Genomic DNA, 25,760 nt, shown 5'->3' on the forward strand with positions numbered 1-25,760 from the left:
GCAAATTGGGTTATGATGCTAAGTCACTTATTGTTAACAAAACGGAGTGTGGTCAAGGAATGACAAACGCTGAAACGTTCACATCCAATAAGCCCAGAGTTCTGGTGGTGTACGCACACCCTGAGCCGGATCATTCGGTTGCCAATCAGGTGATGATCAAAAAGATCGCCACACTGGAACACGTCACTATCCTCGATCTTTATGCCACTTATCCTGACTTCTTCATTGATGTGAATACCGAGCACCAGCGTGTGCTGCAGTATGACGTCATTGTGTTCCAGCATCCGCTGTACATGTATTCCTGCCCGGCACTGTTGAAAGAATGGATTGACCGCGTGCTCGGCAAAGGCTTTGCGTTCGGCAATGAAAGCGCGATGAAAGACAAAGTGTGGCGCAGCGTGGTGACCACCGGTGGTCATCGGGATGCATTCACCAAAGAGGGCTACAACCGCTATACCATCGGCGAAATTCTCCAGCCGTTTGAACTGACCGCAGCACTGTGCTGCATGCAGTGGGTGGAACCGTTGGTGTTGTACTGGGCGCGCAACGTCAGCGAAGTAGAACGTTATCAGCACGCGGAAGAATATTATCAGTGGCTGCAAGACCCATTCAACGGAGGAGGACAGTAACATGGCCTCGTTAACCGGAGATTTCCTGCAGAGCGGTGTGGTGTTCCTGACGGCTGCGGTGGTGGCAGTGCCGCTGGCGCAGCGCGCGGGCTTGGGGTCGGTACTCGGCTATTTGCTGGCTGGGGTCGCGATTGGTCCGTGGGGGCTGGGACTCATCAGCGATGTGAACGCGATTCTGCATTTCGCCGAATTTGGCGTGGTGCTGCTGCTGTTTCTGATTGGTCTTGAGTTGAACCCGAAAAAACTGTGGCAGATGCGCGGTCCGATTCTGGGCCTGGGCGGCGCGCAGGTGTTGGTCACGGGGGCAGTGCTGGCCAGTGTTGCTCATTTATTGGGGCTTGCCTGGCAGAGCAGCCTAGTGGTCGGAATGGGGCTGGCGCTTTCTTCGACTGCGATTGCGCTGCGTGTGATTGAAGAGCAGGGGCTGTCGCGCAGTGAAACCGGGCAGTCGGGATTTGCGGTGCTCTTGTTTCAGGATATCGCGGTGATCCCGATGCTCGCATTGATGCCAGTGTTGGCGGGGAATACTGCGGGAAACTGGCTGGATGGCGTGTGGATGCTGTGTGGCATAGTTGGTCTGCTGGTTGGCGGTCATTATCTGCTCAGCCCGCTGTTTCGGTATATTGTGCTGAGTGGCGTGCGTGAGTTGTTCACCGTCGCGGCGCTGTTGCTGGTGATCGGCATTGCGCTGCTGATGCAAAATCTCGGTTTATCGATGGCGCTGGGTACCTTCCTTGCGGGTGTACTGCTGGCGGAGAGTGAATTTCGCCATGAACTGGAAATTGCGATTGAGCCGTTTAAAGGTCTGTTGCTCGGTCTGTTTTTCATCGCGGTCGGTATGGCGGTTGACCTCGGCCTGCTGGCTTTACTGCCCGTGCAGGTGCTGCTGGCGGTCGTTGGCTTGGTGGTAGTCAAAGGGCTGATTTTGTATCTGCTGGCCCGTTTATCCGGCACGCGGGCAAAAGCGCGCAGTAACATGGCGGCGATTCTCAGTCAGGGCGGTGAATTTGCGTTTGTGATCTTCACTGCGGCCAGGGGTGAAGGTTTACTGCACAGTGAGCAGGTGTCATTCCTGCTGGTGGTCGTGAGCTTGTCGATGGTGACGACACCGCTGATCCTCGCTGCGCAACGCAAATGGTTTGCGCGCAACCTCAATGTGTCGGCAGATGAAGCGCTCGACAGTGATATCGTCAACAAAGAACCCCGTGTGATCATTGCCGGATTTGGCCGCTTTGGCCAAATTGTCGGTCGTCTGATGTACGCGAATAAGATTAAAATCACCGTGCTGGAGAGTGACCCGAGTCAGATTAAACTGCTGCGCAAATATGGTTACAAGGTGTTTTACGGCGATGCCACGCATCTCGAACTGCTGCGCGCGGCGGGAGCCGATGAAGCGGAAGCCATCGTGATTTGTACCGACGCACCGGATGAAGTGATGAAAATTGTCGAGCTGTGTCAGCATCACTTCCCGCGCATGAAGATCCTCGCCCGTGCCCGCAGCCGGGTGGAAGCGTATCAACTGCTCAACCACGGCGTGGAGCGTTATTCGCGAGAAATGTTCCTCGGCGCGCTGGATCTCGGCCGACAGGCTCTGGTTACGCTGGGCATGCATCCGTATGAGGCGAAGCGGGCCGAAGCGCATTTCCGCAGGCTCGACAGTGCAATGCTTAAAGAGCTGCTGCCGCAACACAGTGAAGATAAAAAACTGACATTACGCGCCAAAGAAGCACGTAAAGAGCTGGAAGAAATTTTTGGCCGTGAGATGGACAACGATCGTCAATCGCGCGGCTATTGGGAAAAGTAACAGGACCAAGAACGTGAACAGCAATAACGTAAAATCAAAGAAACGCTTTATCGCCGGCGCGAGTTGCCCGAGCTGCAAAGCGCAGGATACGCTGCGCTGGTGGATAGAAAACAACATTGAGCTGGTCGAGTGTGTCGAGTGTGACTATCACGAGCAGCGCAAACCGAAATCGGTGGAAAGCAGTGAGCATGGCAGCGATCAGATGATCGGTATTTTTAAACCGGAATAAATCGCTGCAAGCGTCGCCAACATGGAGATTCAGCCTGTCTTCAACGGAGCGGCGATCACAGATGGCTTGAGGTGACTGGGGGATTACTCCATAATATCGGCCATCTCAGTCGTCAGCATGCTGGCGCGAATTGAGTATTGAATACACAACTCCTTGGAGCCGTTATGAAAATTGAAAAGAACGTGGTTGTAAGCCTTGCCTACCAAGTCAAACTGGAAGATGGCATCGTGGTTGACCAATCAACAGTGGAAGCACCACTGGATTACCTGCATGGTCACAACAACCTGATCATTGGTCTTGAGCGTGAACTGGAAGGCAAAGTTGCTGGTGACAAATTCACTGCGACTATCGCACCTGAAGACGCATACGGCGAACACAGCGATGCGCTGGTTCAGCGCGTACCAGCTGATGTTTTCCAAGGCGTAGATCAAATCGAAGTGGGCATGCGTTTCCTGGCAGACACTGACCAAGGTCCAATCCCAGTTGAAATCACAGAAGTCGACGGCGACGAAGTGGTGGTTGATGGTAACCACATGCTGGCTGGCCACACTCTGACATTCGAATGCGAAGTGGTTGCACTGCGCGAAGCGACTGAAGATGAGATCGCACACGGTCACATCCACCAGGCACACGATCACGACCACGAAGGCGGTTGTTGCGGTGGCCATGATCACGACCACGATCACGGTCATGATCACGAAGGCGGCTGCTGTGGCGGCGGTCACTGCCACTAAGTCTCAGTGACAAGCGACTGCGGCCGGGGTAAACGCCTTGGCCGGAGCAAGACACAGAAAGCGCGAATCGAGTGATCGGTTGGCGCTTTTTTATGCGCTGTAATCCAGCGTGCTCTGCGGCAGGATGTGCCGTTTGACGGTTAAGGAATCGAACATGTCTCAACCTTTTGCTATCGCCATTCACGGTGGTGCCGGCACCATTTTGCGCTCACAGATGAGCGAGGAGTTGAAAAGCGACATTCTGATGGTACTGGAACAGTCAGTGCGCGCCGGACATCAATTGCTGAGCGAGGGCGGTGATGCGCTGGATGCTGTGGTCGCGGCGGTCAAAGTGTTGGAAGACTCACCGCTGTTCAATGCAGGCAAAGGCTCAGTGCTGACCAACAAAGAAATGGTCGAAATGGATGCCTCGGTGATGCACGGCCGCCACATGGATGCGGGTGCAGTCGCGGGTGTGCGTCATATTCGTAACCCGATTGAGCTGGCGCGTGATGTGATGCGCCACAGCGACCATGTTCTGCTAATGGGCGAAGGGGCGGAAGAGTTTGCGTTTGGGCTCGGCTACGACTATACCGAACAAGATTACTTTTTCACTGAGCGCCGTTATGAACAGCTGCAATCGATGAAATCAAAAGGGCTGTTTGCGCTTTCAGAGTCCAAATATCCAGATGACAAGAAGTTTGGCACCGTTGGTGCGGTGGCGCTCGACCAGTTGGGTAATTTGGCGGCCGCGACCAGTACAGGCGGTATCACCAACAAGAAGTTTGGAAGGGTTGGCGATTCACCGCTGATTGGTGCTGGCACCGTGGCAGAAAACGGTAATGTGGCGGTATCGACGACGGGCATGGGTGAGTTCTTTATTCGCAAAATGGTGGCGGGCGATGTGGCGGCGCGTATGCGTTATCTGGGTGAAGATGTGCATACCGCGTGTGAGCAGGTGATTCAGGGCGAACTGAAAACGATGGGTGGCGAGGGCGGCTTGATCGCGATTGACGCATCGGGTGAGATTCACTTCGCCATGAACAGCAGTGGCATGTACCGCGCAGGCATCGATCGCCAAGGGGATTTACTCGTCAAAATTTATGCAGATGAGTGAATGTTTTTGTCATAACTGAATGGATTTTATCCGTCATTTTTTAAGACATTTTCATGCTTAAAAAATGACTGCATCGAATCAGATTCGGTGCTAGAATCCATTTTTAACTAGCAACAGACTTGGAAAGATGGGAAATAACGTAGTCGTTCTTGGCACCCAATGGGGTGACGAAGGTAAAGGTAAAATCGTAGACCTTTTAACTGAAGATGCAAAATACGTGGTTCGCTACCAAGGCGGTCACAACGCAGGTCACACTCTAGTAATCGACGGTGAGAAAACCGTTCTTCACTTGATTCCATCAGGTATCCTTCGCAACAACGTGAAATGCATTATCGGTAACGGTGTTGTACTTTCACCAGATGCACTTATCAAAGAAATGACTGGTCTAGAAGACCGCGGTGTTCCTGTTAAAGAGCGTCTTTTCATTTCTGAAGCTTGTCCTCTGATTCTTCCTTACCACATTGCTCTGGACCAAGCGCGTGAAGCTGCTCGTGGTAATAAAGCAATTGGTACGACTGGTCGTGGTATCGGTCCAGCTTACGAAGACAAAGTAGCACGTCGTGGTCTGCGCGTTGGCGACCTGTTTGACCGTGCCGCATTCGCTGAGAAATTAAAAGAAGTTATGACTTTCCATAACTTCCAGCTAGAACACTTCTACAAAGTTGAACCTGTCAGCTACGAAGACGTGCTTGAACAAGCCATGGGTTATGCCGATCTGCTGACTTCCATGGTGATTGACGTGACTGACGAGCTGGATGCAGCACGTAAGCGCGGCGACAAGATCATGTTCGAAGGTGCACAAGGCACACTGCTGGACATCGACCACGGTACTTACCCATACGTAACTTCTTCTAACACCACGGCAGGTGGCGTTGCGGCAGGTTCTGGTTTTGGCCCTCGTCACTTGGGTTACATTCTGGGTATTGCGAAAGCGTACTGTACTCGTGTGGGTGCAGGTCCGTTCCCGACAGAACTGTACGATGGTAAAGAGAAGCAAGATCCAGTTGGTAAGCATTTGGGTACTGTTGGCGCTGAATTTGGTGCAACAACGGGTCGTCTGCGTCGTACTGGTTGGTTCGATGCGGTTGCCATGCGTCGTGCTATTCAAATCAACTCAATTACAGGTTTCTGTATGACCAAACTGGACGTCTTAGACGGTCTAGAAGAAATCAAGATCTGTACTGGTTACCAAATGGCTGACGGTTCTGTGCTTGAAGTCTCGCCAATGGCTGCAGATGCGTACGAAAACGTAACGCCTATCTACGAAACCATGCCTGGTTGGTCTGAAAAAACGTTCGGTGCTAAATCTATCGATGCGCTGCCTCAAACTGCGCTTGATTACATCAAACGTATCGAAGAGCTGACAGGCGTTCCGGTTGACATCATCTCTACGGGTCCAGACCGTAACGAAACCATCATCAAAGTACACCCATTCAACGTGTAATTCGAACTGTTGATATTGAAAAGCCGGCCAAACAGGTCGGCTTTTTTATACCTGTTGCTTTCTCTGAGGTGATGCTATTTTGTGCGCTGGTGGCAAAAAATTGCCGCCGATTGGTAAGTTTTCACTAAAGCGTGCCGCCAAATGGCCGATACAGGAATCAGACCGAGCCAGCGCCGATGAAGCGCTATACTGTTATGGCTATCGGAGTGAACGAAGAGTGCAGGTATGAAGCTACGAACGGTAGCCGCTTCTCTAGTGTTAGCATTTTATTCGACTGTCAGTCACGCCAGTGTGGCGGAAGTCGGAGAACCCGTGCCGATCTATTCAGAAGCAGAGCTGATCAAATTAATCTCAGAAAATAAGCACCTTGAGCGTGTGAAGGCTGATAACTGTCAGTTGGTGGAAGACATCGTTGCCCGTGCAACCCGCATCAATCTACCGTCGTACGAGTTTTTGTATGGCGACATGCTGGCGTGGGGCGTGTGTGTGAACCAGGATGTGGAGCTGGGGCTTTACTACATGGAAAACGCTGCGCATCAGGGCCTGCCGGAAGCACTGGAGCAGTTAGGGCGTTACTATTCGCGTGGCACACTGGTGCAGCAGGACAAAGAGCGCGCGATCCCATACCTGCGTGAAGCGGCGGCTATGGGTAACCTGAATGCGCGTATTCAGCTGGCGGAACTGTTGCTGCGTGATTATGGCAGTCCGCTCGACTACGAAGATGCATACCGCTGGCTGTACAACTCAGTCACGGCGGACAAACGTACCCATAACCGCATTGCGATTCTGCGCCAGGGGCTGGAACAACGCATGCCGGAAAACATCATCGCTCGCGCCAAACGCCGCGGAACCTTTTGGTAACGGGAACTCATACCTGCCCGTTACCAAAGGTTGTCATAACCTGATCAATTCCATCAATTCAAAAATCGATTCATCTGTTTCAGCGCCTGCATCAAATCGCCACTGCTGAGTGAACGTTGTCGCTTCGGCTCGAGTTGCGGCGTCATAGTCTGTACCGCGCCGCTGGGATAAGTCACCATGATTTCATCGTCGGCTACGAGTGCGTAGTTGAAATAGCTGCCGATGATCAGCCACCCTCTGTCACGTTCCGTATCAAGCAGGTCATAGCCGACGGAATAATCATCGGTCGAATTTTGCACGCCAAGCACCCGATGCATAAAGGTTGGGGCAATATCCAGATGCGTTGTCTTCCCGTCGATTTTCTCCGGTCGTTCACCCGGCACATAGATATACAGCGGAACATGGATTTGCGCCATGCTGTAGTTACTGCCGTGGCCCCAATAGTTCTTGTGGTTGTCGTTAAACTCCTGACCGTGATCTGAGGTAATAACGATGATGGTGTTCTCCAGCCCGCCTTGCGCTTCAACGGCGTTCAGTACTCGCTCAATTTGTCCATCAATGTAATACAGGGCATTGCGATAGCGGTTACGGTACGGCTCTGGGTTGAAATCGTTATCCAGCTTGATGTGATCAACCCGATTCCACGACGGCGTAAAGTGCGGCTCCATGTCAGCCGGAAATTCTGTCGCGTGGGCCGAGTCATAAAACAAAAAGCCGAAGTAGGGCTGATTCGAGTTCCGTGTTTTGAGGAAATCGACAAAGTCATCAGTGATGCGTTGGTCGCGCAGCGGTGACGTCTCGGCAGGGGTATCAACACGCAGATTATCGATGCCACGAAACACCGTGCGATCAAATGGCGGGCTATTGAGCGGCGCAGAGGCGTAAATGGCAAACTGATAATCAAGCGCTTCCAGAGCTTTCATCATTGCCGGGCGCTTCTGGGTGGCGTGAAACGAGTCCCAATACGTCGCGGGTAAACCGTAAAACAAGCTGAAAATGCCTGCCTGAGTGGAGTTACCACCACTGAGATGCTGCTCAAAACGCAGCGAACGCTGAGCAAATTGGGCAATGTTCGGCGTGACATCCTGATTAGCATCGTCATAACGCCAGGTATCAATGGCAATAAACAGGATATTAGGCGTCTGCTCTGGCTGACGAATGTCCAGCGGATGCAGCGGGTAGTTGAGATGTGAATGACTTGGACGTGGCAACGTCAAGCTCTGTTCGCGCACGGTTTGCGTATCGACTAGCCCGAGTTTGTCCAACAGGCGCTTGCCGGTCAGCGGATAATACAGTGGCCAGTGCACGCTGTAGCTGGGTACGGTCGTGTCATAGTGGGCATCACGCCACATGTGAATCGACTGACTAATCAGCAGTGAAGCAAGCCAAATCACACTCGCGCCGACCATCCAACTTAGGCTCCGTTTGGCAAGGTAGTTACTCATCAGTGCAATGACCAAACAAGCCACAGCCACACCGAGGACCTGCAGAGCTGCGATGGCGATAGTATACCAAGAGAGGCTGATGACCTCGTCTCCGCCTTGCAGCAAAAGCTCCCAAATAAAACCGCTGAGATGAAAACGGTATTGCTGATAAACCGCGACATCAATCAGCAGCAGGACCGAGCTCAGCCAGGTAACCAAGGTGGCCAACGGCCGGACGACACGCAGGGGTAGCCAGCACAGTGGCAACATGATGGTAGCAATCAACCCGGCAAACAGACCAAACAAACCTGCCTGGGTGGTGAATAAATACAGTTGAGCGATGACATCATTGTCGGGTGGGGTCATCCATGTCAGATAAGGCAAGCCTAATGTTGCCAATAAAACAATGTTCAAAATAAAGTGACTAAAAAGCCAGCGAACGTTTTGTCGAATCGTTAACAGCATGAGAATTGGGTTCCCTGACGGGATTGAATGTGAAAATAAAGGGCGCTCAATGTACCGAATTATTTGAGCTATGTCACATCTTGTGGTTTGGTGATCTTGTTTAGGATATTGGTATTAGTCCTTAAGCTTAGGAACTCAGTAGGATATACTGTAATCCCCTACCTAAATAAGCAGGTCTGCCTATGTCTGACACCACCCATGTTGATCCTTTTGCGGATCGCGAAGCTGATAACTATGACAACCCAATTCCAAGTCGCGAATACATCATTGAATTTCTGACTAAGGCCAATGTGCCGATGAACCGTAATGATTTGTTCGAAGCGCTGGAGCTGTCCGGTGAAGATCAGTATGAAGGTCTGCGCCGTCGTCTGCGTGCGATGGAGCGTGATGGCCAACTGGTGTTTACCCGCCGTCAGTGTTACGCGCTGCCAGAGAAACTGGAAATGGTGAAAGGCTATGTGATTGGTCATAAGGACGGTCACGGCTGGGTGCGCCCGGAAGGCAGCACCAACAAAGATAACGATATTCTTCTTCCTCATCATCAGATGCGGACTATTATCCACGGCGACCTGGTGCTGGTTCAGCCAACGGGTACCGATAAGCGCGGCAGAAAAGAGGGGCGTCTGGTCCGCGTGCTGGAAGAGCGTCAGACGCAAATTGTCGGCCGTTTCTTCTTTGAACACGGTTACTCTTACGTCGTGCCGGATGATTCGCGTATTCATCAGGATATTCTGATCCCGAATGAACTGCGTGGCGGTGCGCGCATGGGGAACGTGGTGGTGATTGAGATTACCGATCGTGGCGGTCGTAACCGCGGCATGATGGGTAAAGTGGTGGAAGTGCTGGGCGAAAACATGGCGCCGGGAATGGAAACCCAGATTGCGATTCGTACTCACCAGATCCCGCATGTTTGGCCACAAGAAGTGGAACAGCAGATTGCTGGGCTGGGTGAAGAAGTACCGGAAGAAGCCAAACAGGGTCGCGTTGATTTGCGAGCTCTGCCTTTGGTGACCATTGATGGCGAAGACGCGCGCGACTTCGATGATGCGGTGTACTGTGAAGCGAAGAAAGGTGGCGGCTGGCGTTTGTGGGTTGCGATTGCCGACGTGAGTTACTACGTGCGTCCGAACACCGCTCTTGATAAAGAAGCCACACATCGTGGTAACTCGGTGTACTTCCCATCACAAGTGGTGCCAATGTTGCCGGAAGTCTTGTCGAATGGTTTATGTTCACTCAACCCGCAGGTAGATCGCCTGTGTATGGTGTGTGAGATGACCATCTCCGAGAAAGGTAAGCTCTCTGGTTACAAACATTACGAAGCGGTGATGAACTCTCATGCGCGTCTGACCTACACCAAAGTGCACGACATTCTGGAAGGTGACGAAGAGCTGCGTGTGCGTTATGCCGAACTGGTTCCGCACCTGGAAGAGCTGCATCGCATGTACAAGGTGCTGAAAGATGCCCGTGAACAACGCGGTGCGATTGAGTTCGAAACCGTAGAAACCAAATTCATTTTCAATGCGCAACGTAAGATTGAAAGCATTGAACCACTGGAACGTAACGACGCACACAAGCTGATCGAAGAGTGCATGATCATGGCTAACATTGCGTCAGCGTCTCTGGTTGAGAAGGCGAAAGAGCCTTCGCTATACCGTATTCACGAGCCGCCGGGTGAAGAGCGCCTGATGGGTTTCCGTGATTTCCTCGGTGAACTCGGCCTGGATCTGGGCGGCGGTCTGGAACCGTCACCGACCGATTACGCGCATCTGATGAGTCAGGTTGGCGAGCGCCCGGATAAAGAACTGATTCAGACTATGTTGCTGCGCTCAATGAAGCAAGCAGTATATAACGCGGACAACGCAGGTCACTTTGGTCTCGCGCTGCAACGTTATGCGCACTTCACTTCACCAATCCGCCGCTACCCGGATTTGCTGCTGCACCGTGCAATCAAGTATCTGATTGCCAAAGAGGAAGGCCGCAATCAGGATCGCTGGACACCAACGGGTGGTTATCATTACTCGTTTGATGATATGGATTACTACGGTGAGCAGTGTTCGATGACCGAGCGCCGCGCTGATGATGCAACTCGCGAAGTGTCTGACTGGCTGAAATGTGAGTACATGCAGGATCACGTTGGTGAAGAGCTCGACGGTGTGATTGCTAATGTTACGGGGTTTGGCTTCTTCGTTCGTCTGACAGAGCTGCACATCGATGGTCTGGTGCACATTTCTACTCTGGCCAACGACTACTATCAGTTTGACCCGATTGGTCAGCGCCTGATAGGCGAATCGTTTGGTGCGATTTACCGTCTGGGCGACGCTGTCAAAGTCAAAGTGCTGGCAGTTAACCTTGATGATCGCCAAATAGACTTTGAATTAGTCGAAACAAGTCGTAAGCTACGCGGCGAAGGTAAAACGGCGAAGAAACGCGCGGCTGAGGCGAAGGCTAAAGCCAAAGGCAAGAAAGAAGCGGCGACCCGTGGCGGCAAAGCCGTACCTTTGGTTGAAGCCACTAAGCGCCCGGATAATTCCGGTGAAGCGAAAGGGCCAAAACACAAAAAAACCAAAGCAGAAAAAGCGCGTAAGCAAAAAGCTCGCAGTAAAGCCGACAAAGCGCGAGCGAAAAAGTAATAGGTAAACAATGAGTAACGAATTTATTTATGGCATCCATGCGGTGAACGCTGTTCTTGAGCGCGATCCGGCTCGTTTTGTGGAAGCCTATGTGTTGAAAGGTCGTCAGGATGACCGTTTGCTCCCCGTGCTGAATGAACTGATGCGTTTGGGTATCTCGATTCAGGAGATGAACCGCAAAGCTCTGGATGATAAAGCGCAGGGTGCCAATCACCAGGGCGTGATTGCCAAAGTCAAACCGGCGAAACAACTGAACGAAAACGATCTGGATGACATCCTGGCTCAGCATTCACAGCCGCTGTTGTTGGTGCTGGACGGCGTGACCGATCCGCACAACCTGGGCGCGTGTCTGCGTAACGCGGATGCTGCTGGTGTTGCTGCGGTAATCGTGCCCAAAGATAAGTCGGCTCCGATGACGGCGACCGTCAGTAAAGTGGCCTGTGGCGCAGCGGAAACCGTACCACTGGTACGTGTGACCAACTTAGCGCGTACCATGCGTGCGCTGCAGGAAAAAGGCATCTGGTTTGTCGGCACGGCGGGTGAAGCTACCCATGACATTTATCAGAGCAAGCTGACCGGGCCTCTGGCTATCGTGATGGGCGCGGAAGGGGATGGCATGCGCCGTCTGACTCGCGAAACCTGCGATGACCTGATCAAAATCCCAATGGCAGGCAGCGTGTCCAGCCTGAACGTTTCTGTAGCGACCGGCATCTGTCTGTTTGAAGCGGTACGTCAGCGTTCTCTGGCTTAAGTCGCCAGTCAGTGCAACAGTAAAACGCAGGCTGAAACGCCTGCGTTTTTTATTGGAGCCAGTGGGGCGCTGAAAGAATCAGTGGCTTAGAATAAATAGCGATTATTTTTCAAACACTGCTTGCATGGAAGCAGGTGATCTGTATAATGCAGCCCCACTGGTTAAGCCAGTTGTGAACCAATGAGCAGCGAGGAGCTGGCGAATCTCAGGATTCGTTAGGTAATGTAAACTCAGCTTATGTTCGCAGTTAATAAAAATTTAGCTTTCACTATCTTCGCGATAGTTCAGGTTAATCACCTATTAGCTGACAATGCGTCCTAATCTTGGATGCTACGGTTTCACATAAATCAATCGGCATTCTCTCGTCTTGACGAGTTTGAGTGGCGATATTGTTTGTGTAATTTTTTAATATTGGAGCTCTGTCTCATGCAGAACCAACGTATCCGTATCCGCCTAAAAGCATTCGATTACAAACTGATCGACGCTTCTACCGCGGAAATCGTTGAAACAGCTAAGCGCACTGGCGCACAGGTTCGTGGTCCAATCCCACTGCCAACTCGTAAAGAGCGTTTCACAGTTCTTATCTCTCCACACGTTAACAAAGATGCTCGTGATCAGTACGAAATCCGTACTCACAAACGTCTAATCGACATCGTTGAGCCAACAGACAAAACTGTTGATGCTCTGATGCGTCTAGACCTTGCTGCGGGCGTTGACGTACAAATTAGCCTAGGTTAAGGGAGATTAGAAGAATGATTGGTCTAATCGGTCGTAAAGTGGGCATGACCCGCGTATTTACTGAAGACGGCGTTTCTATTCCAGTAACTGTTGTTGAAGTTGAAGCAAACCGCGTTTCTCAAGTGAAAACTCTTGAAACTGACGGTTACGCTGCAATCCAGGTAACTGCTGGTTCTAAGAAAGCTAACCGCGTAAACAAAGCTGAAGCAGGTCACTTTGCTAAAGCTGGCGTTGAAGCTGGTCGCGGTCTTTGGGAATTCCGTTTGGAAAACGGTGAAGAGTTTGAAGTTGGTGCTGAACTGACTGTTGAACTGTTCAACGAAACTAAGAAAGTAGACGTTACTGGTACATCTAAGGGTAAAGGTTTCCAAGGCGCTGTTAAGCGTTGGAACTTCCGTACTCAAGATATGACTCACGGTAACTCATTGTCTCACCGTGCTCCTGGTTCTATCGGTCAATGTCAGACTCCAGGCCGCGTGTTCAAAGGCAAGAAGATGGCAGGTCACATGGGTGCTGAGCGTGTAACGACTCAAAACCTAGAGATCGTACGTGTTGACGCTGAGCGCAATCTGCTTCTTATTAAAGGTGCAGTCCCTGGCGCAACTGGCGGTAACGTGATCGTTAAACCAGCTGTTAAAGCATAACGTCTAGGAGTAAGTAATGGAATTGATGGTTAAAGGTGCTAACGCACTAACTGTTTCCGAAACTACTTTCGGACGTGAGTTCAACGAAGCTCTTGTACACCAAGTAGTTGTTGCGTACGCAGCAGGTGCTCGTCAAGGTACTCGTGCTCAAAAGACACGTTCAGAAGTTTCTGGCGGTGGCGCTAAGCCATGGCGTCAAAAAGGTACTGGCCGTGCACGTGCTGGTACAATTCGTAGCCCAATCTGGCGTACAGGTGGTGTTACTTTTGCTGCGAAACCACAAGATCACAGCCAAAAAGTAAACAAGAAAATGTACCGCGGTGCTATGAAGAGCATTCTGTCTGAGCTAGTTCGTCAAGAGCGTCTGATCGTTGTTGAAGAATTCTCAGTTGAAGCACCAAAAACTAAAGAGCTAGTAGCTAAGCTTAAAGAACTTGAGCTTAACGATGTACTAATCGTTACTGGCGAAGTAGACGAGAATCTGTTCTTAGCTGCTCGTAACCTGTACAAAGTTGACGTGCGTGACGCTTCTGGTATCGATCCAGTAAGCCTGATTGCATTTAACAAGGTTCTTATGACTGCTGCTGCAGTTAAGCAAGTTGAGGAGATGCTGGCATGATCCGTGAAGAGCGTCTACTAAAAGTTCTACGTGCACCGCACATCTCTGAAAAAGCAACTATGGCTGCTGAGAAAGCGAACACTATCGTTTTCAAAGTAGCAAAAGATGCAACTAAGAAAGAGATCAAAGCAGCTGTAGAAAAGCTATTTGAAGTTGAAGTTAAGTCTGTAAACACTCTTATCATTAAGGGTAAGACCAAGCGTCAAGGTCTACGCCAAGGCCGTCGTTCAGACGTGAAGAAAGCGTACGTAACTTTGAAAGAAGGTCAAGATCTTGACTTTGTTGGCGGCGCGGAATAACAGGAGTAGTTGAAAAATGGCTATTGTTAAATGTAAGCCGACTTCGGCTGGTCGTCGTCACGTAGTTAAAGTTGTTAACGCTGACCTGCACAAAGGTAAGCCTTACGCACCACTTCTAGAGAAAAACTCTAAGAACGGTGGTCGTAACAACAACGGTCGTATCACTGTTCGTCACATCGGTGGCGGTCACAAACAACACTACCGTGTAATCGACTTTAAACGTACTAAAGATGGCATCCCAGCGAAAGTTGAGCGCCTAGAATACGATCCAAACCGTAGCGCTAACATCGCTCTAGTTCTGTACGCAGACGGTGAGCGTCGTTACATCATTGCACCAAAAGGTATGCAAGCTGGTGACGTTATCCAATCTGGTGTTGATGCACCGATCAAAGCGGGTAACACTCTGCCAATGCGCAATATCCCAGTAGGTTCTACAGTTCACTGTGTTGAACTGACTCCTGGTAAAGGTGCACAGCTAGCTCGTTCTGCGGGTGCATATGCTCAAATCGTTGCTCGCGACGGTTCATATGTAACTATCCGTCTACGTTCTGGCGAAATGCGTAAAGTATTGTCTGAAGGCCGTGCAACAATCGGCGAAGTAGGCAACTCTGAGCACATGCTACGTGAACTGGGTAAAGCTGGTGCTAGCCGCTGGCGCGGTGTTCGTCCAACCGTTCGCGGTGTGGTAATGAACCCGGTTGACCACCCACACGGTGGTGGTGAAGGCCGTACTTCTGGTGGTCGTCACCCTGTTTCTCCTTGGGGTATGCCAACTAAAGGCTTCAAGACCCGTAAGAACAAACGCACTGACAAGTACATCGTACGTCGTCGTAACAAGTAATCTATTTAAAGAGGAATCGCCATGCCACGTTCTCTCAAGAAGGGTCCATTTATTGACCTACACTTGCTGAAGAAGGTAGAGAAAGCGGTGGAAAGCGGAGACAAAAAGCCTATTAAGACTTGGTCCCGTCGTTCAATGATCATTCCAACAATGATCGGTTTGACCATCGCTGTCCATAATGGTCGTCAACACGTTCCAGTTTTTGTAACTGACGAGATGATCGGTCACAAACTGGGTGAATTTGCACCAACTCGCACTTACCGCGGTCACGCTGCGGATAAGAAAGCTAAGAAGCGTTAAGGAGTAAATAATGGAAGCATTAGCTAAACATAACTTTGCTCGCATTTCGCCTCAGAAAGCTCGCTTAGTTGCAGATCAAATCCGTGGTAAATCAGTTGACCAGGCTCTACAAGTTCTGACTTTCAGCAACAAAAAAGCTGCTGAACTGATCAAGAAAGTTCTAGAGTCAGCTATCGCGAACGCGGAGCACAACGAAGGTGCTGATATCGACGACCTACGTGTCGCTAAAATCTTCGTAGATGAGGGCCCAGTCATGAAGCGTATTATGCCTCGTGCTAAAGGCCGTGCGGATCGTATCTTGAAGCGTTCAAGCCACATCACTGTGGTTGTCGCAGATCGCTAAGAGACTAGGAGAGTAAGCAATGGGTCAAAAAGTACATCCAAATGGTATTCGTCTAGGCATCGTTAAGCCTTGGAATGCTACATGGTTTGCTAACACCAAAGATTTCGCTGACAACCTAGACGGCGACTTCAAGGTACGTCAGTTCCTAACTAAAGAACTGTCAAAAGCGTCTCTTTCACGCATCGTTATCGAGCGTCCTGCTAAGAGTATCCGTGTGACTATTCACACTGCTCGTCCAGGCGTTGTAATCGGTAAGAAAGGTGAAGACGTTGAGAAGCTACGCGCAGCAGTAGCGAAAATCGCAGGTGTACCAGCGCAAATCAACATCGCTGAAGTACGCAAGCCTGAGCTAGACGGCCAACTAGTGGCTGATAGCATCGCGTCTCAACTAGAGCGTCGCGTTATGTTCCGTCGTGCTATGAAGCGCGCAGTACAAAACGCTATGCGTCTAGGCGCTAAAGGTATCAAAGTGGAAGTAAGCGGCCGTCTAGGCGGTGCTGAAATTGCACGTTCTGAGTGGTACCGTGAAGGCCGTGTGCCTCTACACACTCTACGTGCTGACATTGATTACGCAACTTCTTCGGCTCACACCACATACGGTGTAATCGGCGTTAAAGTTTGGATCTTCAAAGGTGAGATTCTAGGCGGTATGCCAGCTGCTAACGCAGTAGAGCCAAAGGCTGACAAGCCTAACAAGAAGCCGCGTAAAGGCCGTAAGTAAGGAGTCGACAGATGCTACAACCTAAACGTACTAAGTTCCGTAAGGTTCATACAGGTCGTAACCGTGGTCTGGCAAAAGGTACAGAAGTAAGCTTCGGTTCTTTTGGTTTGAAAGCTGTAGGCCGTGGTCGTCTAACTGCTCGTCAAATCGAAGCGGCACGTCGTGCGATGACGCGTCACATTAAGCGTCAAGGTAAAATCTGGATCCGTGTGTTCCCAGACAAGCCAATCACAGAAAAACCACTAGAAGTTCGTCAAGGTAAGGGTAAAGGTAACGTTGAGTACTGGGTAGCCCAAATCCAACCTGGTAAGGTTATGTACGAAGTTGATGGTGTACCTGAAGAACTGGCTCGTGAAGCGTTCCGTCTAGCGGCGCGTAAACTGCCATTCAAGACTACATTTGTAACTAAACAGGTGATGTGATGAAAGCACAAGATCTACGCGAGAAAAGCGTTGAAGAGCTTAATGCAGAGCTACTGAATCTGCTTAAAGAGCAGTTCAACTTGCGCATGCAAGCTGCAACTGGTCAACTACAGCAAACTCATACTCTGAAAGCTGTCCGCCGTGATATCGCACGTGTGAAAACTGTTTTGACTGAGAAGGCAGGCGCATAATGAGCGACAAAATTCGTACCCAACAAGGTCGTGTTACTAGCGACAAGATGGACAAGTCTATCACTGTTGCTATCGAGCGTTTCGTAAAGCACCCAATCTACGGTAAATTCGTTAAGCGCACGACTAAAGTACACGCACATGATGAGAACAACGAATGTGGCCTAGGCGACTTAGTTGAAATCAAAGAGTGTCGTCCACTGTCTAAGACTAAGTCTTGGACTTTGGTGAAAGTAGTAGAAAAAGCAAAAATCTAATTTAGCTTGAACTACTAAAAAAAGCGGCCCCAATTATTTTTGGGGCCGCTTGTTTTTTGACTACCCAATCACAAAAAAGGGTGGTACAATTCGCGTCCCTTTAAAGAGGCAGCCCGACCCGAGATGGGTCTAGTTAATTTAAATATTTAGCGGAGCACTAACATGATCCAAATGCAAAGTATGCTGGACGCAGCTGATAACTCAGGCGCTCGCAGCGTAATGTGTATTAAGGTTCTGGGTGGCTCTCACCGTCGTTACGCCCACGTTGGCGACATCATTAAAGTTACTGTTAAGGAAGCAATTCCACGCGGTAAAGTTAAGAAAGGTGATGTACTGAAGGCGGTGGTAGTTCGCACCCGTAAAGGCGTTCGTCGTCCAGACGGTTCTGTCATTCGCTTCGACCGTAATGCTTGCGTATTGTTGAACAACAACACCGAGCAACCAATCGGTACACGTATCTTTGGTCCAGTGACTCGTGAACTTCGTAACGCGAAATTCATGAAGATTGTTTCACTGGCTCCAGAAGTTCTGTAAGGAGCACGTAAAAGATGGCAGCTAAAATCCGTCGTAATGACGAAGTAGTCGTTCTTGCCGGTAAAGATAAAGGCAAGAAAGGTAAAGTAACTAAGGTTCTAGCAACTGGTAAAGTTATCGTTGAAGGTATCAACCTTGTTAAGAAACACCAGAAACCTGTTCCTGCACTAGGTATCCAAGGCGGTATCGTAGAGCAAGAAGCAGCTATCGATGTTTCTAACGTTGCAATTTTCAACGCAGCAACTGGTAAAGCGGACCGTATCGGTTTCCGTATCGAAGACGGCAAGAAAGTTCGTTTCTTCAAGTCTAACGGCGAAACCGTTTCTAACTAATTAGAAGTAATTTGGAGTTCTACTATGGCGAAACTGCATGATTACTACAAGTCGTCTGTAGTCGCTGAACTGACCAAACAGTTCGGTTACACAAGCGTCATGCAAGTCCCTAGAATTGAGAAAATCACCCTCAACATGGGCGTTGGTGAAGCAATCAACGATAAGAAACTACTAGAAAACGCAGCAGCTGATATGGCTATCATCTCTGGTCAAAAGCCACTGGTGACTAAAGCACGTAAATCTGTTGCAGGTTTCAAAATTCGTGAAGGCTACCCAATTGGTTGTAAAGTAACCTTGCGTGGCGAACGCATGTGGGATTTTCTGGAGCGTCTGATTTCGATCGCTCTACCACGTGTACGTGACTTCCGTGGTGTTAGCGCTAAGTCTTTTGACGGTCGCGGTAACTACAGCATGGGCGTTCGCGAGCAAATCATCTTCCCGGAAATCGACTACGATAAAGTCGATCGTGTGCGCGGTCTTGATATTACTATCACGACAACTGCTGCAAACGATGAGGAAGGCCGTGCTCTGCTGGCTGCCTTTAACTTCCCATTCCGTAAGTAAGGTGAAGGGTTACTGTTATGGCTAAACAATCAATGAAAGCACGTGAAGAAAAACGTGCAAAGCTAGTAGCTAAGTTCGCTGAAAAGCGTGCAGCGCTTAAAGCTATCATCAGCGATGTAAACGCATCTGAAGAAGATCGTTGGAACGCAGTTCTGACACTGCAATCTCTTCCACGTGATTCAAGTGCATCACGTCAGCGCAACCGTTGTAACCAAACTGGTCGTCCACACGGTTACCTACGTAAGTTCGGTCTAAGCCGTATCAAAGTTCGTGAAGCTTGCATGAAAGGCGAGATTCCTGGACTTCGTAAGGCTAGCTGGTAATTGCCACTTAATCATTTGGAGTAAAGTTTATGAGCATGCAAGATCCGATTTCGGATATGCTGACCCGTATTCGTAACGGTCAGGCAGCAAACAAAGTTGCTGTTAAAATGCCTTCTTCAAAGCTTAAAGTTGCAATTGCTGCACTACTTAAAGCTGAAGGTTACATCGTTGACTTCGCTGTTGAAAGCGAAGCAAAACCTGAGCTGGAAATTACTCTTAAGTATTTCCAAGCAAAACCAGTAATCGAGCAAATCAAACGCGTTTCTCGTCCAGGTCTTCGTGTTTACAAGAAGAAAGACGAGCTGCCATCTGTGATGGGCGGTCTTGGTGTTGCTGTTGTTTCCACTTCCAAAGGTCTGATGTCAGACCGCGCTGCTCGCAAAGCAGGTCTTGGTGGTGAAATCATCGCTTACGTAGCGTAATAGGAGTAGAAAATGTCTCGTGTTGCTAAAGCACCTGTCGCTATTCCAGCTGGCGTAGAGGTGAAACTGAACGGCCAAGAGATCACTGTTAAAGGCGCTAAAGGTGAACTAACTCGCGTTGTTCACAATGGCGTAGTGATCGCACAGGAAGAAAACAACCTGACTTTCGGCCCTCGTGAAGGTGTTGAAAATGCATGGGCTCAAGCAGGTACTGCTCGTGCTCTTGTAAACAACATGGTTGTTGGTGTTACTGAAGGCTTTACGAAGAAGCTAGTTCTTAAAGGTGTTGGTTACCGTGCTGCTATCAAAGGCAACGCTGTAGGTCTGACCCTGGGCTTCTCTCACCCTGTTGAGCATGAACTGCCAGAGGGCGTTAAAGCCGAATGTCCAAGCCAAACTGAGATCATCCTGACTGGTTGTGATAAACAAGTCATCGGTCAAGTTGCGGCTGACATTCGTTCTTACCGCGCGCCTGAGCCATACAAAGGCAAAGGTATTCGTTACGCAGATGAAAATGTGCGTAGTAAAGAAGCTAAGAAGAAGTAAGGTAACACTATGGATAAGAAAGCATCTCGCATCCGTCGTGCTACACGTGCACGTCGTAAGATTGCAGAACTGGGTGCAACTCGCCTAGTAGTACACCGTACTCCTCGTCACGTGTACGCTCAAGTGATTGCAGCTAATGGCTCTGAGGTTATCGCAGCCGCTTCTACTGTAGAAAAAGCGATCCGTGAGCAAGTGAAATACTCTGGTAACATCGAAGCAGCAAAAGCAGTTGGTAAAGCAGTTGCTGAGCGTGCGCTTGAAAAAGGCGTAACGGTAGTTGCATTCGATCGTTCTGGTTTCCAATACCACGGTCGAGTGGCGGCGCTAGCAGACTCTGCTCGCGAAGCTGGTCTGAAATTCTAAGGTAGGGTTGGAAAGATGGCTAAAGAACAACAAGTTCAAGCGAATGATTTGCAAGAAAAGCTAATCGCCGTTAACCGCGTTTCTAAGACGGTTAAAGGTGGTCGAATCATGAGCTTTACTGCACTGACTGTAGTTGGTGACGGTAACGGTCGTGTAGGTTTCGGTTACGGCAAAGCTCGTGAAGTACCTGCAGCGATCCAAAAAGCAATGGAAAAAGCGCGTCGTAACATGACTACGATCGCTCTGAACGAAGGTACTCTTCACCACCCGGTGAAAGGTCGCCATTCGGGCTCTAAAGTTTACATGCAGCCTGCTGCAGAAGGTACTGGTGTAATCGCAGGTGGTGCGATGCGTGCAGTACTTGAAGTTGCTGGTGTACACAACGTTCTGTCTAAAGCATACGGTTCTACGAACCCTATCAACATCGTTCGTGCAACGATCGATGCACTAGCAAGCGTTAAGTCACCTGAAATGGTTGCTGCTAAACGTGGTCTGACTGTTGAATCTATTTCGGAGTAAGAACACCATGGCAACTATTAAAGTAACTCAAACTAAAAGCTCAATTGGTCGCCTGCCTAAGCACAAAGCTACTTTGCGCGGTCTAGGCCTTCGTAAAATCAACCACACAGTAGAACTTGAAGATACTCCGTGCGTGCGCGGTATGATCAACAAGGTTTACTACATGGTTAAAGTTGAGGAGTAATCATAATGCTTTTGAATACTCTATCACCGGCTGCGGGTTCTAAGCCTTCTAAGAAGCGCCTAGGCCGTGGTATCGGTTCTGGCCTTGGTAAAACTGGTGGCCGTGGCCACAAAGGTCAAAAGTCACGTTCTGGCGGTACTGTTCGTCCAGGTTTTGAAGGCGGTCAAATGCCTCTGAAACAACGTCTACCAAAATTCGGTTTCACTTCTCGCAAGAGCCTAGTGTCTGCTGAAGTTCGTCTGGCTGAGCTAGCGAAAGTAACTGGTGACGTAGTTGATCTGAACAGCCTGAAAGCGGCTAACATCGTTACTAAGAACATCGAGTTTGTTAAAGTTGTTCTTTCTGGCGAGATCAACAAAGCAGTGACTGTTAAAGGTCTGCGCGTGACTAAAGGCGCTAAAGCTGCAATCGAAGCTGCAGGCGGTAAAATCGAGGAATAATCTCGAGGATTGAGGTACAGATGGCTAAGAAACCAGGACAAGATTTTCGTAGTGCTCAGAGCGGCTTAAGTGAACTGAAGTCGCGCTTGTTATTCGTAGTGGGTGCGCTTCTAGTATTCCGAGCAGGCTCTTTTGTGCCGATTCCTGGTATTGACGCTGCTGTACTTGCCGATTTGTTCGAACAGCAAAAAGGCACCATCATTGAAATGTTTAACATGTTCTCTGGTGGTGCACTTTCGCGTGCATCTATATTCGCACTGGGCATCATGCCGTATATCTCGGCATCTATTGTTGTTCAGTTGTTGACTGTAGTTCATCCAGCGTTAGCGGAACTCAAAAAAGAGGGTGAAGCAGGCCGTCGTAAGATCAGCCAATATACGCGCTACGGCACGCTTGTACTTGCAACTTTCCAAGCTATTGGTATTGCAACTGGCTTACCAAACATGGTCGACAATCTGGTTGTTATCAACCAAACCATGTTTACGCTAATTGCTACCGTGAGTTTAGTAACCGGCACCATGTTCCTGATGTGGTTAGGTGAACAAATTACAGAGCGTGGAATTGGTAATGGTATTTCATTGCTAATTTTTGCAGGTATTGTTGCTGGATTGCCAAAAGCAATCGGACAAACAATCGAGCAAGCGCGTCAAGGTGAACTGCATGTACTTCTTCTACTGTTAATCGCAGTAGTAGCTTTTGCTGTTATTTACTTCGTTGTTTTCATGGAACGTGGTCAGCGTCGAATCGTCGTGAACTACGCGAAGCGTCAACAAGGTCGTAAAGTATTTGCAGCGCAGAGCACGCATCTGCCGTTGAAAATCAACATGGCGGGTGTTATCCCTGCGATTTTTGCGTCAAGCATTATCCTGTTCCCTGGAACACTGGCTCAGTGGTTCGGTCAGAACGGTGAGAGCAGCACATTCGGTTGGCTAACTGATGTGTCTTTGGCTCTTAGCCCAGGCCAGCCTCTGTATGTAATGCTTTATGCAGCAGCGATTATTTTCTTCTGTTTCTTCTATACAGCGTTGGTATTTAACCCACGTGAAACAGCAGATAACCTGAAGAAGTCTGGTGCATTCGTACCCGGTATCCGCCCAGGTGAACAGACAGCTAAATACATTGATAAAGTAATGACTCGCTTAACCCTTGCTGGTGCGCTATACATTACTTTCATCTGTCTGATCCCTGAGTTCATGATGGTCGCTTGGAACGTACGTTTCTACTTCGGCGGCACATCACTACTGATTGTAGTTGTCGTAATCATGGACTTTATGGCACAGGTACAGACACATATGATGTCAAATCAATATGAGTCTGTGTTGAAAAAGGCAAATCTGAAGGGTTACGGCCGTTAATCGGTCGCCATTCAGAGTAGATTTACGGAGTTTAGCAATGAAAGTTCGTGCTTCCGTTAAAAAAATCTGCCGTAACTGTAAAGTTATCAAGCGTAACGGTGTCGTTCGCGTGATTTGCAGTGAGCCAAAGCACAAGCAGCGCCAAGGCTAATAAGCAGAAATTTTTACTTGAAAAGTAAAGGTCGGTCGAGTATATTCCTCGGCCTACCTTTTGCGTGCAAAAGAAGTAGTATCCCGCAGCGTATCCTCTACGGGCTTTGCTGCGGATAATTCTTTTATAGAAAGTACTAGGAGTGAATAGTGGCCCGTATAGCAGGCATTAACATTCCTGATCAAAAACATGCTGTAATCGCACTAACAGCGATCTACGGTATCGGCAAAACTCGTTCTAAAGCTATCCTAGCTGAAGTGGGTATTGCTGAAAGTGTTAAGATCAGTGAACTAACTGAAGAGCAGATCGATCAACTGCGTGATGGTGTAGCTAAATACACTGTAGAGGGTGATCTACGTCGTGAAGTTTCCATGAACATCAAGCGTCTAATGGACCTTGGTTGTTACCGTGGTCTTCGTCATCGTCGCAGTCTACCACTACGTGGACAGCGTACTAAAACCAATGCTCGCACCCGTAAGGGTCCGCGTAAGCCGATCAAGAAATAATCGGGAAGGGTAGAGTACAATGGCTAAACAACCAACTCGCGCACGTAAGCGTGTACGCAAGCAAGTTGCTGATGGCGTAGCGCACATTCATGCATCTTTCAACAACACAATCGTTACCATTACTGACCGTCAAGGTAATGCACTAGCTTGGGCTACTGCAGGTGGTTCTGGTTTCCGTGGTTCTCGTAAATCAACTCCGTTCGCTGCACAGGTTGCTGCTGAGCGTTGTGCTGAAATGGCTAAAGAATATGGCCTGAAGAACCTGGAAGTTATGGTTAAGGGTCCTGGTCCAGGTCGTGAATCTACTGTTCGCGCACTGAACGCCGCTGGTTTCCGTATCACTAACATCGTTGATGCGACACCAATCCCTCATAACGGTTGTCGTCCACCTAAGAAACGTCGCGTTTAACGTTTCTGGGAACATTGGAGAAAGATCATGGCAAGATATTTGGGTCCTAAGCTGAAGCTTAGCCGCCGCGAAGGTACTGACTTGTTCCTTAAGTCAGGCGTTCGTGCGATTGATACCAAGTGTAAAATCGATAACGCACCAGGTGTACACGGCGCTCGTCGCGGTCGTCTATCTGAGTATGGCGTTCAGCTTCGTGAGAAGCAAAAAGTTCGTCGTATCTATGGCGTTCTAGAAAAACAATTCCGTAACTACTACAAAGAAGCAGCTCGCCTTAAAGGTAACACTGGTGAGAACCTACTTCAGCTTCTTGAAGGTCGTCTAGACAACGTAGTTTACCGCATGGGCTTTGGCGCAACTCGCGCAGAAGCACGCCAACTAGTTAGCCACAAAGCTATCCTAGTTAACGGTAAAGTTGTAAACGTTCCTTCTTTCAATGTTGCGGCTAACGACGTTGTTGCAATCCGTGAGAAAGCGAAAAAGCAATCTCGCATTAAAGCAGCTCTAGAAGTTGCAGAACAACGCGAAAAACCAACTTGGATTGAAGTAGATGCTAGCACGATGGAAGGTACTTTCAAGCGTTTGCCTGAACGTTCAGATCTATCAGCTGACATCAACGAACAATTGATCGTCGAGCTTTACTCTAAGTAAGGTTTAAACTAAAGAGAGGACACAATGCAGGGTTCTGTAACAGAATTTCTTAAGCCACGTCTTGTTGATATCGAACAAATCAGCACGACACACGCAAAAGTAACTCTTGAGCCATTAGAGCGTGGTTTCGGCCATACTCTGGGTAATGCACTTCGCCGTATTCTTCTATCTTCTATGCCGGGTTGTGCCGTAACAGAAGTAGAGATTGAAGGCGTACTTCACGAGTACAGCACCAAAGAAGGTGTTCAGGAAGATATCCTTGAGATTCTACTGAACCTGAAAGGTTTGGCTGTTCGCGTTGCCGAAGGCAAAGATGAAGTGTTCATTACACTAAACAAATCAGGCTCGGGCCCTGTGGTTGCAGGTGACATCACCCATGATGGTGATGTAGAGATCGTAAACCCTGAACACGTTATTTGTCACCTAACTGATGACAACGCTGAGATCGCTATGCGTATCAAAGTTGAACGTGGTCGTGGTTATGTTCCAGCTTCTGCGCGTATCCATACCGAAGAAGACGAGCGTCCAATTGGTCGTCTGCTTGTCGACGCGACTTTCAGCCCAGTAGACAAAATTGCCTACTCTGTTGATGCAGCGCGTGTTGAACAACGTACTGACCTGGACAAGCTAGTTATCGATATGGAAACTAACGGTACTCTTGAACCTGAGGAAGCAATCCGTCGTGCAGCAACTATTCTTGCTGAACAACTGGATGCATTCGTAGATCTACGTGATGTACGAGTTCCTGAGGAGAAAGAAGAGAAGCCTGAATTCGATCCGATCCTACTGCGTCCTGTAGACGATCTTGAACTAACAGTTCGCTCTGCTAACTGTCTGAAAGCAGAAGCGATTCACTACATCGGTGATCTAGTACAGCGCACTGAGGTTGAGCTACTTAAAACGCCTAACCTTGGTAAGAAATCTCTTACAGAGATTAAAGACGTGCTTGCATCACGTGGTCTGTCTCTGGGCATGCGCCTAGAAAACTGGCCGCCAGCGTCAATCGCTGAAGATTAATCGATACT

General features: G+C 49.3%; 37 protein-coding genes. 36 read left to right on the top strand and 1 reads right to left on the bottom strand.

Going from position 1 to position 25,760, the window contains the following annotated elements:
• Nucleotides 1-59 precede the first annotated feature (59 nt).
• From kefG to JIG40_RS11380, 7 genes are all read left to right on the top strand, one after another.
• The gene (gene kefG / locus JIG40_RS11350) at nt 60-629 is read left to right on the top strand and encodes a glutathione-regulated potassium-efflux system ancillary protein KefG (protein ID WP_158142557.1); all 570 of its coding nucleotides are present in this window, start codon (nt 60-62) and stop codon (nt 627-629) included.
• Between the two features lies 1 nt (nt 630).
• Complete coding sequence (kefB, locus tag JIG40_RS11355) at nt 631-2,433, top strand: glutathione-regulated potassium-efflux system protein KefB (protein ID WP_032082363.1); 1,803 nt, start codon at nt 631-633, stop codon at nt 2,431-2,433.
• Between the two features lie 13 nt (nt 2,434-2,446).
• Complete coding sequence (locus JIG40_RS11360; protein WP_020329467.1) at nt 2,447-2,662, top strand: YheV family putative zinc ribbon protein; 216 nt, start codon at nt 2,447-2,449, stop codon at nt 2,660-2,662.
• A 164-nt stretch (nt 2,663-2,826) separates the two neighbouring features.
• The gene (gene slyD / locus JIG40_RS11365) at nt 2,827-3,396 is read left to right on the top strand and encodes a peptidylprolyl isomerase (RefSeq protein ID WP_020329468.1); all 570 of its coding nucleotides are present in this window, start codon (nt 2,827-2,829) and stop codon (nt 3,394-3,396) included.
• A 154-nt stretch (nt 3,397-3,550) separates the two neighbouring features.
• Nucleotides 3,551-4,492 carry an isoaspartyl peptidase/L-asparaginase gene (locus JIG40_RS11370; RefSeq protein WP_104966447.1) on the top strand — a complete coding sequence of 314 codons (942 nt, stop codon included), beginning with the start codon at nt 3,551-3,553 and terminating at the stop codon, nt 4,490-4,492.
• Nucleotides 4,493-4,619: 127 nt separating this feature from the next.
• Complete coding sequence (locus JIG40_RS11375) at nt 4,620-5,936, top strand: adenylosuccinate synthase (protein WP_020329470.1); 1,317 nt, start codon at nt 4,620-4,622, stop codon at nt 5,934-5,936.
• Nucleotides 5,937-6,161: 225 nt separating this feature from the next.
• Nucleotides 6,162-6,797, top strand: a complete 636-nt coding sequence (locus JIG40_RS11380; RefSeq protein WP_032082232.1) for a tetratricopeptide repeat protein — start codon at nt 6,162-6,164, stop codon at nt 6,795-6,797.
• Nucleotides 6,798-6,850: 53 nt separating this feature from the next.
• Here the strand turns inward: JIG40_RS11380 and JIG40_RS11385 are convergent, their stop codons facing one another.
• Complete coding sequence (locus tag JIG40_RS11385; RefSeq protein WP_199465360.1) at nt 6,851-8,686, bottom strand: DUF3413 domain-containing protein; 1,836 nt, start codon at nt 8,684-8,686, stop codon at nt 6,851-6,853.
• A gap of 182 nt (nt 8,687-8,868) precedes the next feature.
• On the opposite strand from JIG40_RS11385, the gene rnr reads away from it, so the two are divergent.
• The 29 genes from rnr (at nt 8,869) to rpoA (ending at nt 25,752) form a co-directional block, all read left to right on the top strand.
• The gene (gene rnr, locus JIG40_RS11390) at nt 8,869-11,316 is read left to right on the top strand and encodes a ribonuclease R (RefSeq protein ID WP_199465361.1); all 2,448 of its coding nucleotides are present in this window, start codon (nt 8,869-8,871) and stop codon (nt 11,314-11,316) included.
• Between the two features lie 10 nt (nt 11,317-11,326).
• Nucleotides 11,327-12,067 (top strand): 23S rRNA (guanosine(2251)-2'-O)-methyltransferase RlmB, encoded by a 741-nt coding sequence (gene rlmB, locus JIG40_RS11395; RefSeq protein ID WP_020329473.1) that lies wholly within the window; start codon nt 11,327-11,329, stop codon nt 12,065-12,067.
• A gap of 426 nt (nt 12,068-12,493) precedes the next feature.
• Nucleotides 12,494-12,805: a 30S ribosomal protein S10 gene (rpsJ, locus tag JIG40_RS11400; protein ID WP_001181007.1), complete on the top strand. Its 312-nt coding sequence runs from the start codon at nt 12,494-12,496 to the stop codon at nt 12,803-12,805.
• Between the two features lie 14 nt (nt 12,806-12,819).
• Entirely contained in the window at nt 12,820-13,449 is a 630-nt protein-coding gene (gene rplC / locus JIG40_RS11405) for a 50S ribosomal protein L3 (RefSeq protein ID WP_020329474.1), read from the top strand.
• A 16-nt stretch (nt 13,450-13,465) separates the two neighbouring features.
• Nucleotides 13,466-14,068 (top strand): 50S ribosomal protein L4, encoded by a 603-nt coding sequence (rplD, locus tag JIG40_RS11410; RefSeq protein ID WP_020329475.1) that lies wholly within the window; start codon nt 13,466-13,468, stop codon nt 14,066-14,068.
• Complete coding sequence (rplW, locus tag JIG40_RS11415; protein ID WP_020329476.1) at nt 14,065-14,367, top strand: 50S ribosomal protein L23; 303 nt, start codon at nt 14,065-14,067, stop codon at nt 14,365-14,367. The genes rplD and rplW overlap by 4 nt, the downstream gene beginning before the upstream one ends.
• Before the next feature lie 16 nt (nt 14,368-14,383).
• Nucleotides 14,384-15,208: a 50S ribosomal protein L2 gene (gene rplB / locus JIG40_RS11420; protein WP_020329477.1), complete on the top strand. Its 825-nt coding sequence runs from the start codon at nt 14,384-14,386 to the stop codon at nt 15,206-15,208.
• A 21-nt stretch (nt 15,209-15,229) separates the two neighbouring features.
• Nucleotides 15,230-15,508: a 30S ribosomal protein S19 gene (gene rpsS / locus JIG40_RS11425; RefSeq protein ID WP_004394525.1), complete on the top strand. Its 279-nt coding sequence runs from the start codon at nt 15,230-15,232 to the stop codon at nt 15,506-15,508.
• Nucleotides 15,509-15,518: 10 nt separating this feature from the next.
• A complete protein-coding gene (rplV, locus tag JIG40_RS11430) occupies nt 15,519-15,851 on the top strand; it encodes a 50S ribosomal protein L22 (RefSeq protein WP_020329478.1) in 333 nt (110 codons plus the stop codon).
• Between the two features lie 19 nt (nt 15,852-15,870).
• Complete coding sequence (rpsC, locus tag JIG40_RS11435; protein WP_020329479.1) at nt 15,871-16,572, top strand: 30S ribosomal protein S3; 702 nt, start codon at nt 15,871-15,873, stop codon at nt 16,570-16,572.
• An 11-nt stretch (nt 16,573-16,583) separates the two neighbouring features.
• Complete coding sequence (gene rplP, locus JIG40_RS11440) at nt 16,584-16,994, top strand: 50S ribosomal protein L16 (protein WP_004728605.1); 411 nt, start codon at nt 16,584-16,586, stop codon at nt 16,992-16,994.
• Complete coding sequence (gene rpmC, locus JIG40_RS11445) at nt 16,994-17,185, top strand: 50S ribosomal protein L29 (protein ID WP_020329480.1); 192 nt, start codon at nt 16,994-16,996, stop codon at nt 17,183-17,185. The genes rplP and rpmC overlap by 1 nt, the downstream gene beginning before the upstream one ends.
• Nucleotides 17,185-17,439: a 30S ribosomal protein S17 gene (rpsQ, locus tag JIG40_RS11450; RefSeq protein ID WP_020329481.1), complete on the top strand. Its 255-nt coding sequence runs from the start codon at nt 17,185-17,187 to the stop codon at nt 17,437-17,439. The genes rpmC and rpsQ overlap by 1 nt, the downstream gene beginning before the upstream one ends.
• Before the next feature lie 162 nt (nt 17,440-17,601).
• Nucleotides 17,602-17,973, top strand: coding sequence for a 50S ribosomal protein L14 (gene rplN, locus JIG40_RS11455; RefSeq protein WP_004394532.1), 372 nt, complete (start codon nt 17,602-17,604; stop codon nt 17,971-17,973).
• Between the two features lie 14 nt (nt 17,974-17,987).
• Nucleotides 17,988-18,305, top strand: a complete 318-nt coding sequence (rplX, locus tag JIG40_RS11460) for a 50S ribosomal protein L24 (protein ID WP_020329482.1) — start codon at nt 17,988-17,990, stop codon at nt 18,303-18,305.
• A gap of 24 nt (nt 18,306-18,329) precedes the next feature.
• Entirely contained in the window at nt 18,330-18,869 is a 540-nt protein-coding gene (gene rplE / locus JIG40_RS11465) for a 50S ribosomal protein L5 (RefSeq protein WP_020329483.1), read from the top strand.
• Nucleotides 18,870-18,886: 17 nt separating this feature from the next.
• Entirely contained in the window at nt 18,887-19,192 is a 306-nt protein-coding gene (gene rpsN / locus JIG40_RS11470) for a 30S ribosomal protein S14 (protein WP_020329484.1), read from the top strand.
• A gap of 29 nt (nt 19,193-19,221) precedes the next feature.
• The gene (gene rpsH, locus JIG40_RS11475) at nt 19,222-19,614 is read left to right on the top strand and encodes a 30S ribosomal protein S8 (protein ID WP_020329485.1); all 393 of its coding nucleotides are present in this window, start codon (nt 19,222-19,224) and stop codon (nt 19,612-19,614) included.
• A gap of 12 nt (nt 19,615-19,626) precedes the next feature.
• Nucleotides 19,627-20,160 (top strand): 50S ribosomal protein L6, encoded by a 534-nt coding sequence (rplF, locus tag JIG40_RS11480; protein WP_020329486.1) that lies wholly within the window; start codon nt 19,627-19,629, stop codon nt 20,158-20,160.
• A 9-nt stretch (nt 20,161-20,169) separates the two neighbouring features.
• The gene (gene rplR, locus JIG40_RS11485) at nt 20,170-20,523 is read left to right on the top strand and encodes a 50S ribosomal protein L18 (RefSeq protein ID WP_020329487.1); all 354 of its coding nucleotides are present in this window, start codon (nt 20,170-20,172) and stop codon (nt 20,521-20,523) included.
• A 15-nt stretch (nt 20,524-20,538) separates the two neighbouring features.
• On the top strand, nt 20,539-21,042 hold the full coding sequence (gene rpsE, locus JIG40_RS11490) for a 30S ribosomal protein S5 (RefSeq protein ID WP_004728614.1): 504 nt from the start codon (nt 20,539-20,541) through the stop codon (nt 21,040-21,042).
• 7 nt (nt 21,043-21,049) lie between these two features.
• Complete coding sequence (gene rpmD, locus JIG40_RS11495) at nt 21,050-21,226, top strand: 50S ribosomal protein L30 (RefSeq protein WP_000201159.1); 177 nt, start codon at nt 21,050-21,052, stop codon at nt 21,224-21,226.
• A gap of 5 nt (nt 21,227-21,231) precedes the next feature.
• Nucleotides 21,232-21,666, top strand: a complete 435-nt coding sequence (rplO, locus tag JIG40_RS11500; RefSeq protein ID WP_020329488.1) for a 50S ribosomal protein L15 — start codon at nt 21,232-21,234, stop codon at nt 21,664-21,666.
• A gap of 20 nt (nt 21,667-21,686) precedes the next feature.
• Nucleotides 21,687-23,021: a preprotein translocase subunit SecY gene (gene secY / locus JIG40_RS11505; RefSeq protein ID WP_004728616.1), complete on the top strand. Its 1,335-nt coding sequence runs from the start codon at nt 21,687-21,689 to the stop codon at nt 23,019-23,021.
• 37 nt (nt 23,022-23,058) lie between these two features.
• On the top strand, nt 23,059-23,172 hold the full coding sequence (rpmJ, locus tag JIG40_RS11510) for a 50S ribosomal protein L36 (protein ID WP_000868186.1): 114 nt from the start codon (nt 23,059-23,061) through the stop codon (nt 23,170-23,172).
• 149 nt (nt 23,173-23,321) lie between these two features.
• Nucleotides 23,322-23,678, top strand: a complete 357-nt coding sequence (gene rpsM, locus JIG40_RS11515) for a 30S ribosomal protein S13 (protein ID WP_020329489.1) — start codon at nt 23,322-23,324, stop codon at nt 23,676-23,678.
• Between the two features lie 19 nt (nt 23,679-23,697).
• Nucleotides 23,698-24,087, top strand: coding sequence for a 30S ribosomal protein S11 (rpsK, locus tag JIG40_RS11520; protein WP_001118870.1), 390 nt, complete (start codon nt 23,698-23,700; stop codon nt 24,085-24,087).
• 27 nt (nt 24,088-24,114) lie between these two features.
• Nucleotides 24,115-24,735: a 30S ribosomal protein S4 gene (gene rpsD / locus JIG40_RS11525; protein ID WP_020329490.1), complete on the top strand. Its 621-nt coding sequence runs from the start codon at nt 24,115-24,117 to the stop codon at nt 24,733-24,735.
• A 24-nt stretch (nt 24,736-24,759) separates the two neighbouring features.
• A complete protein-coding gene (rpoA, locus tag JIG40_RS11530) occupies nt 24,760-25,752 on the top strand; it encodes a DNA-directed RNA polymerase subunit alpha (protein WP_004728619.1) in 993 nt (330 codons plus the stop codon).
• Nucleotides 25,753-25,760 lie beyond the last annotated feature (8 nt).

This window comes from Vibrio sp. bablab_jr001 (assembly GCF_016464285.1).
Taxonomy (GTDB): domain Bacteria; phylum Pseudomonadota; class Gammaproteobacteria; order Enterobacterales; family Vibrionaceae; genus Vibrio; species Vibrio fluvialis.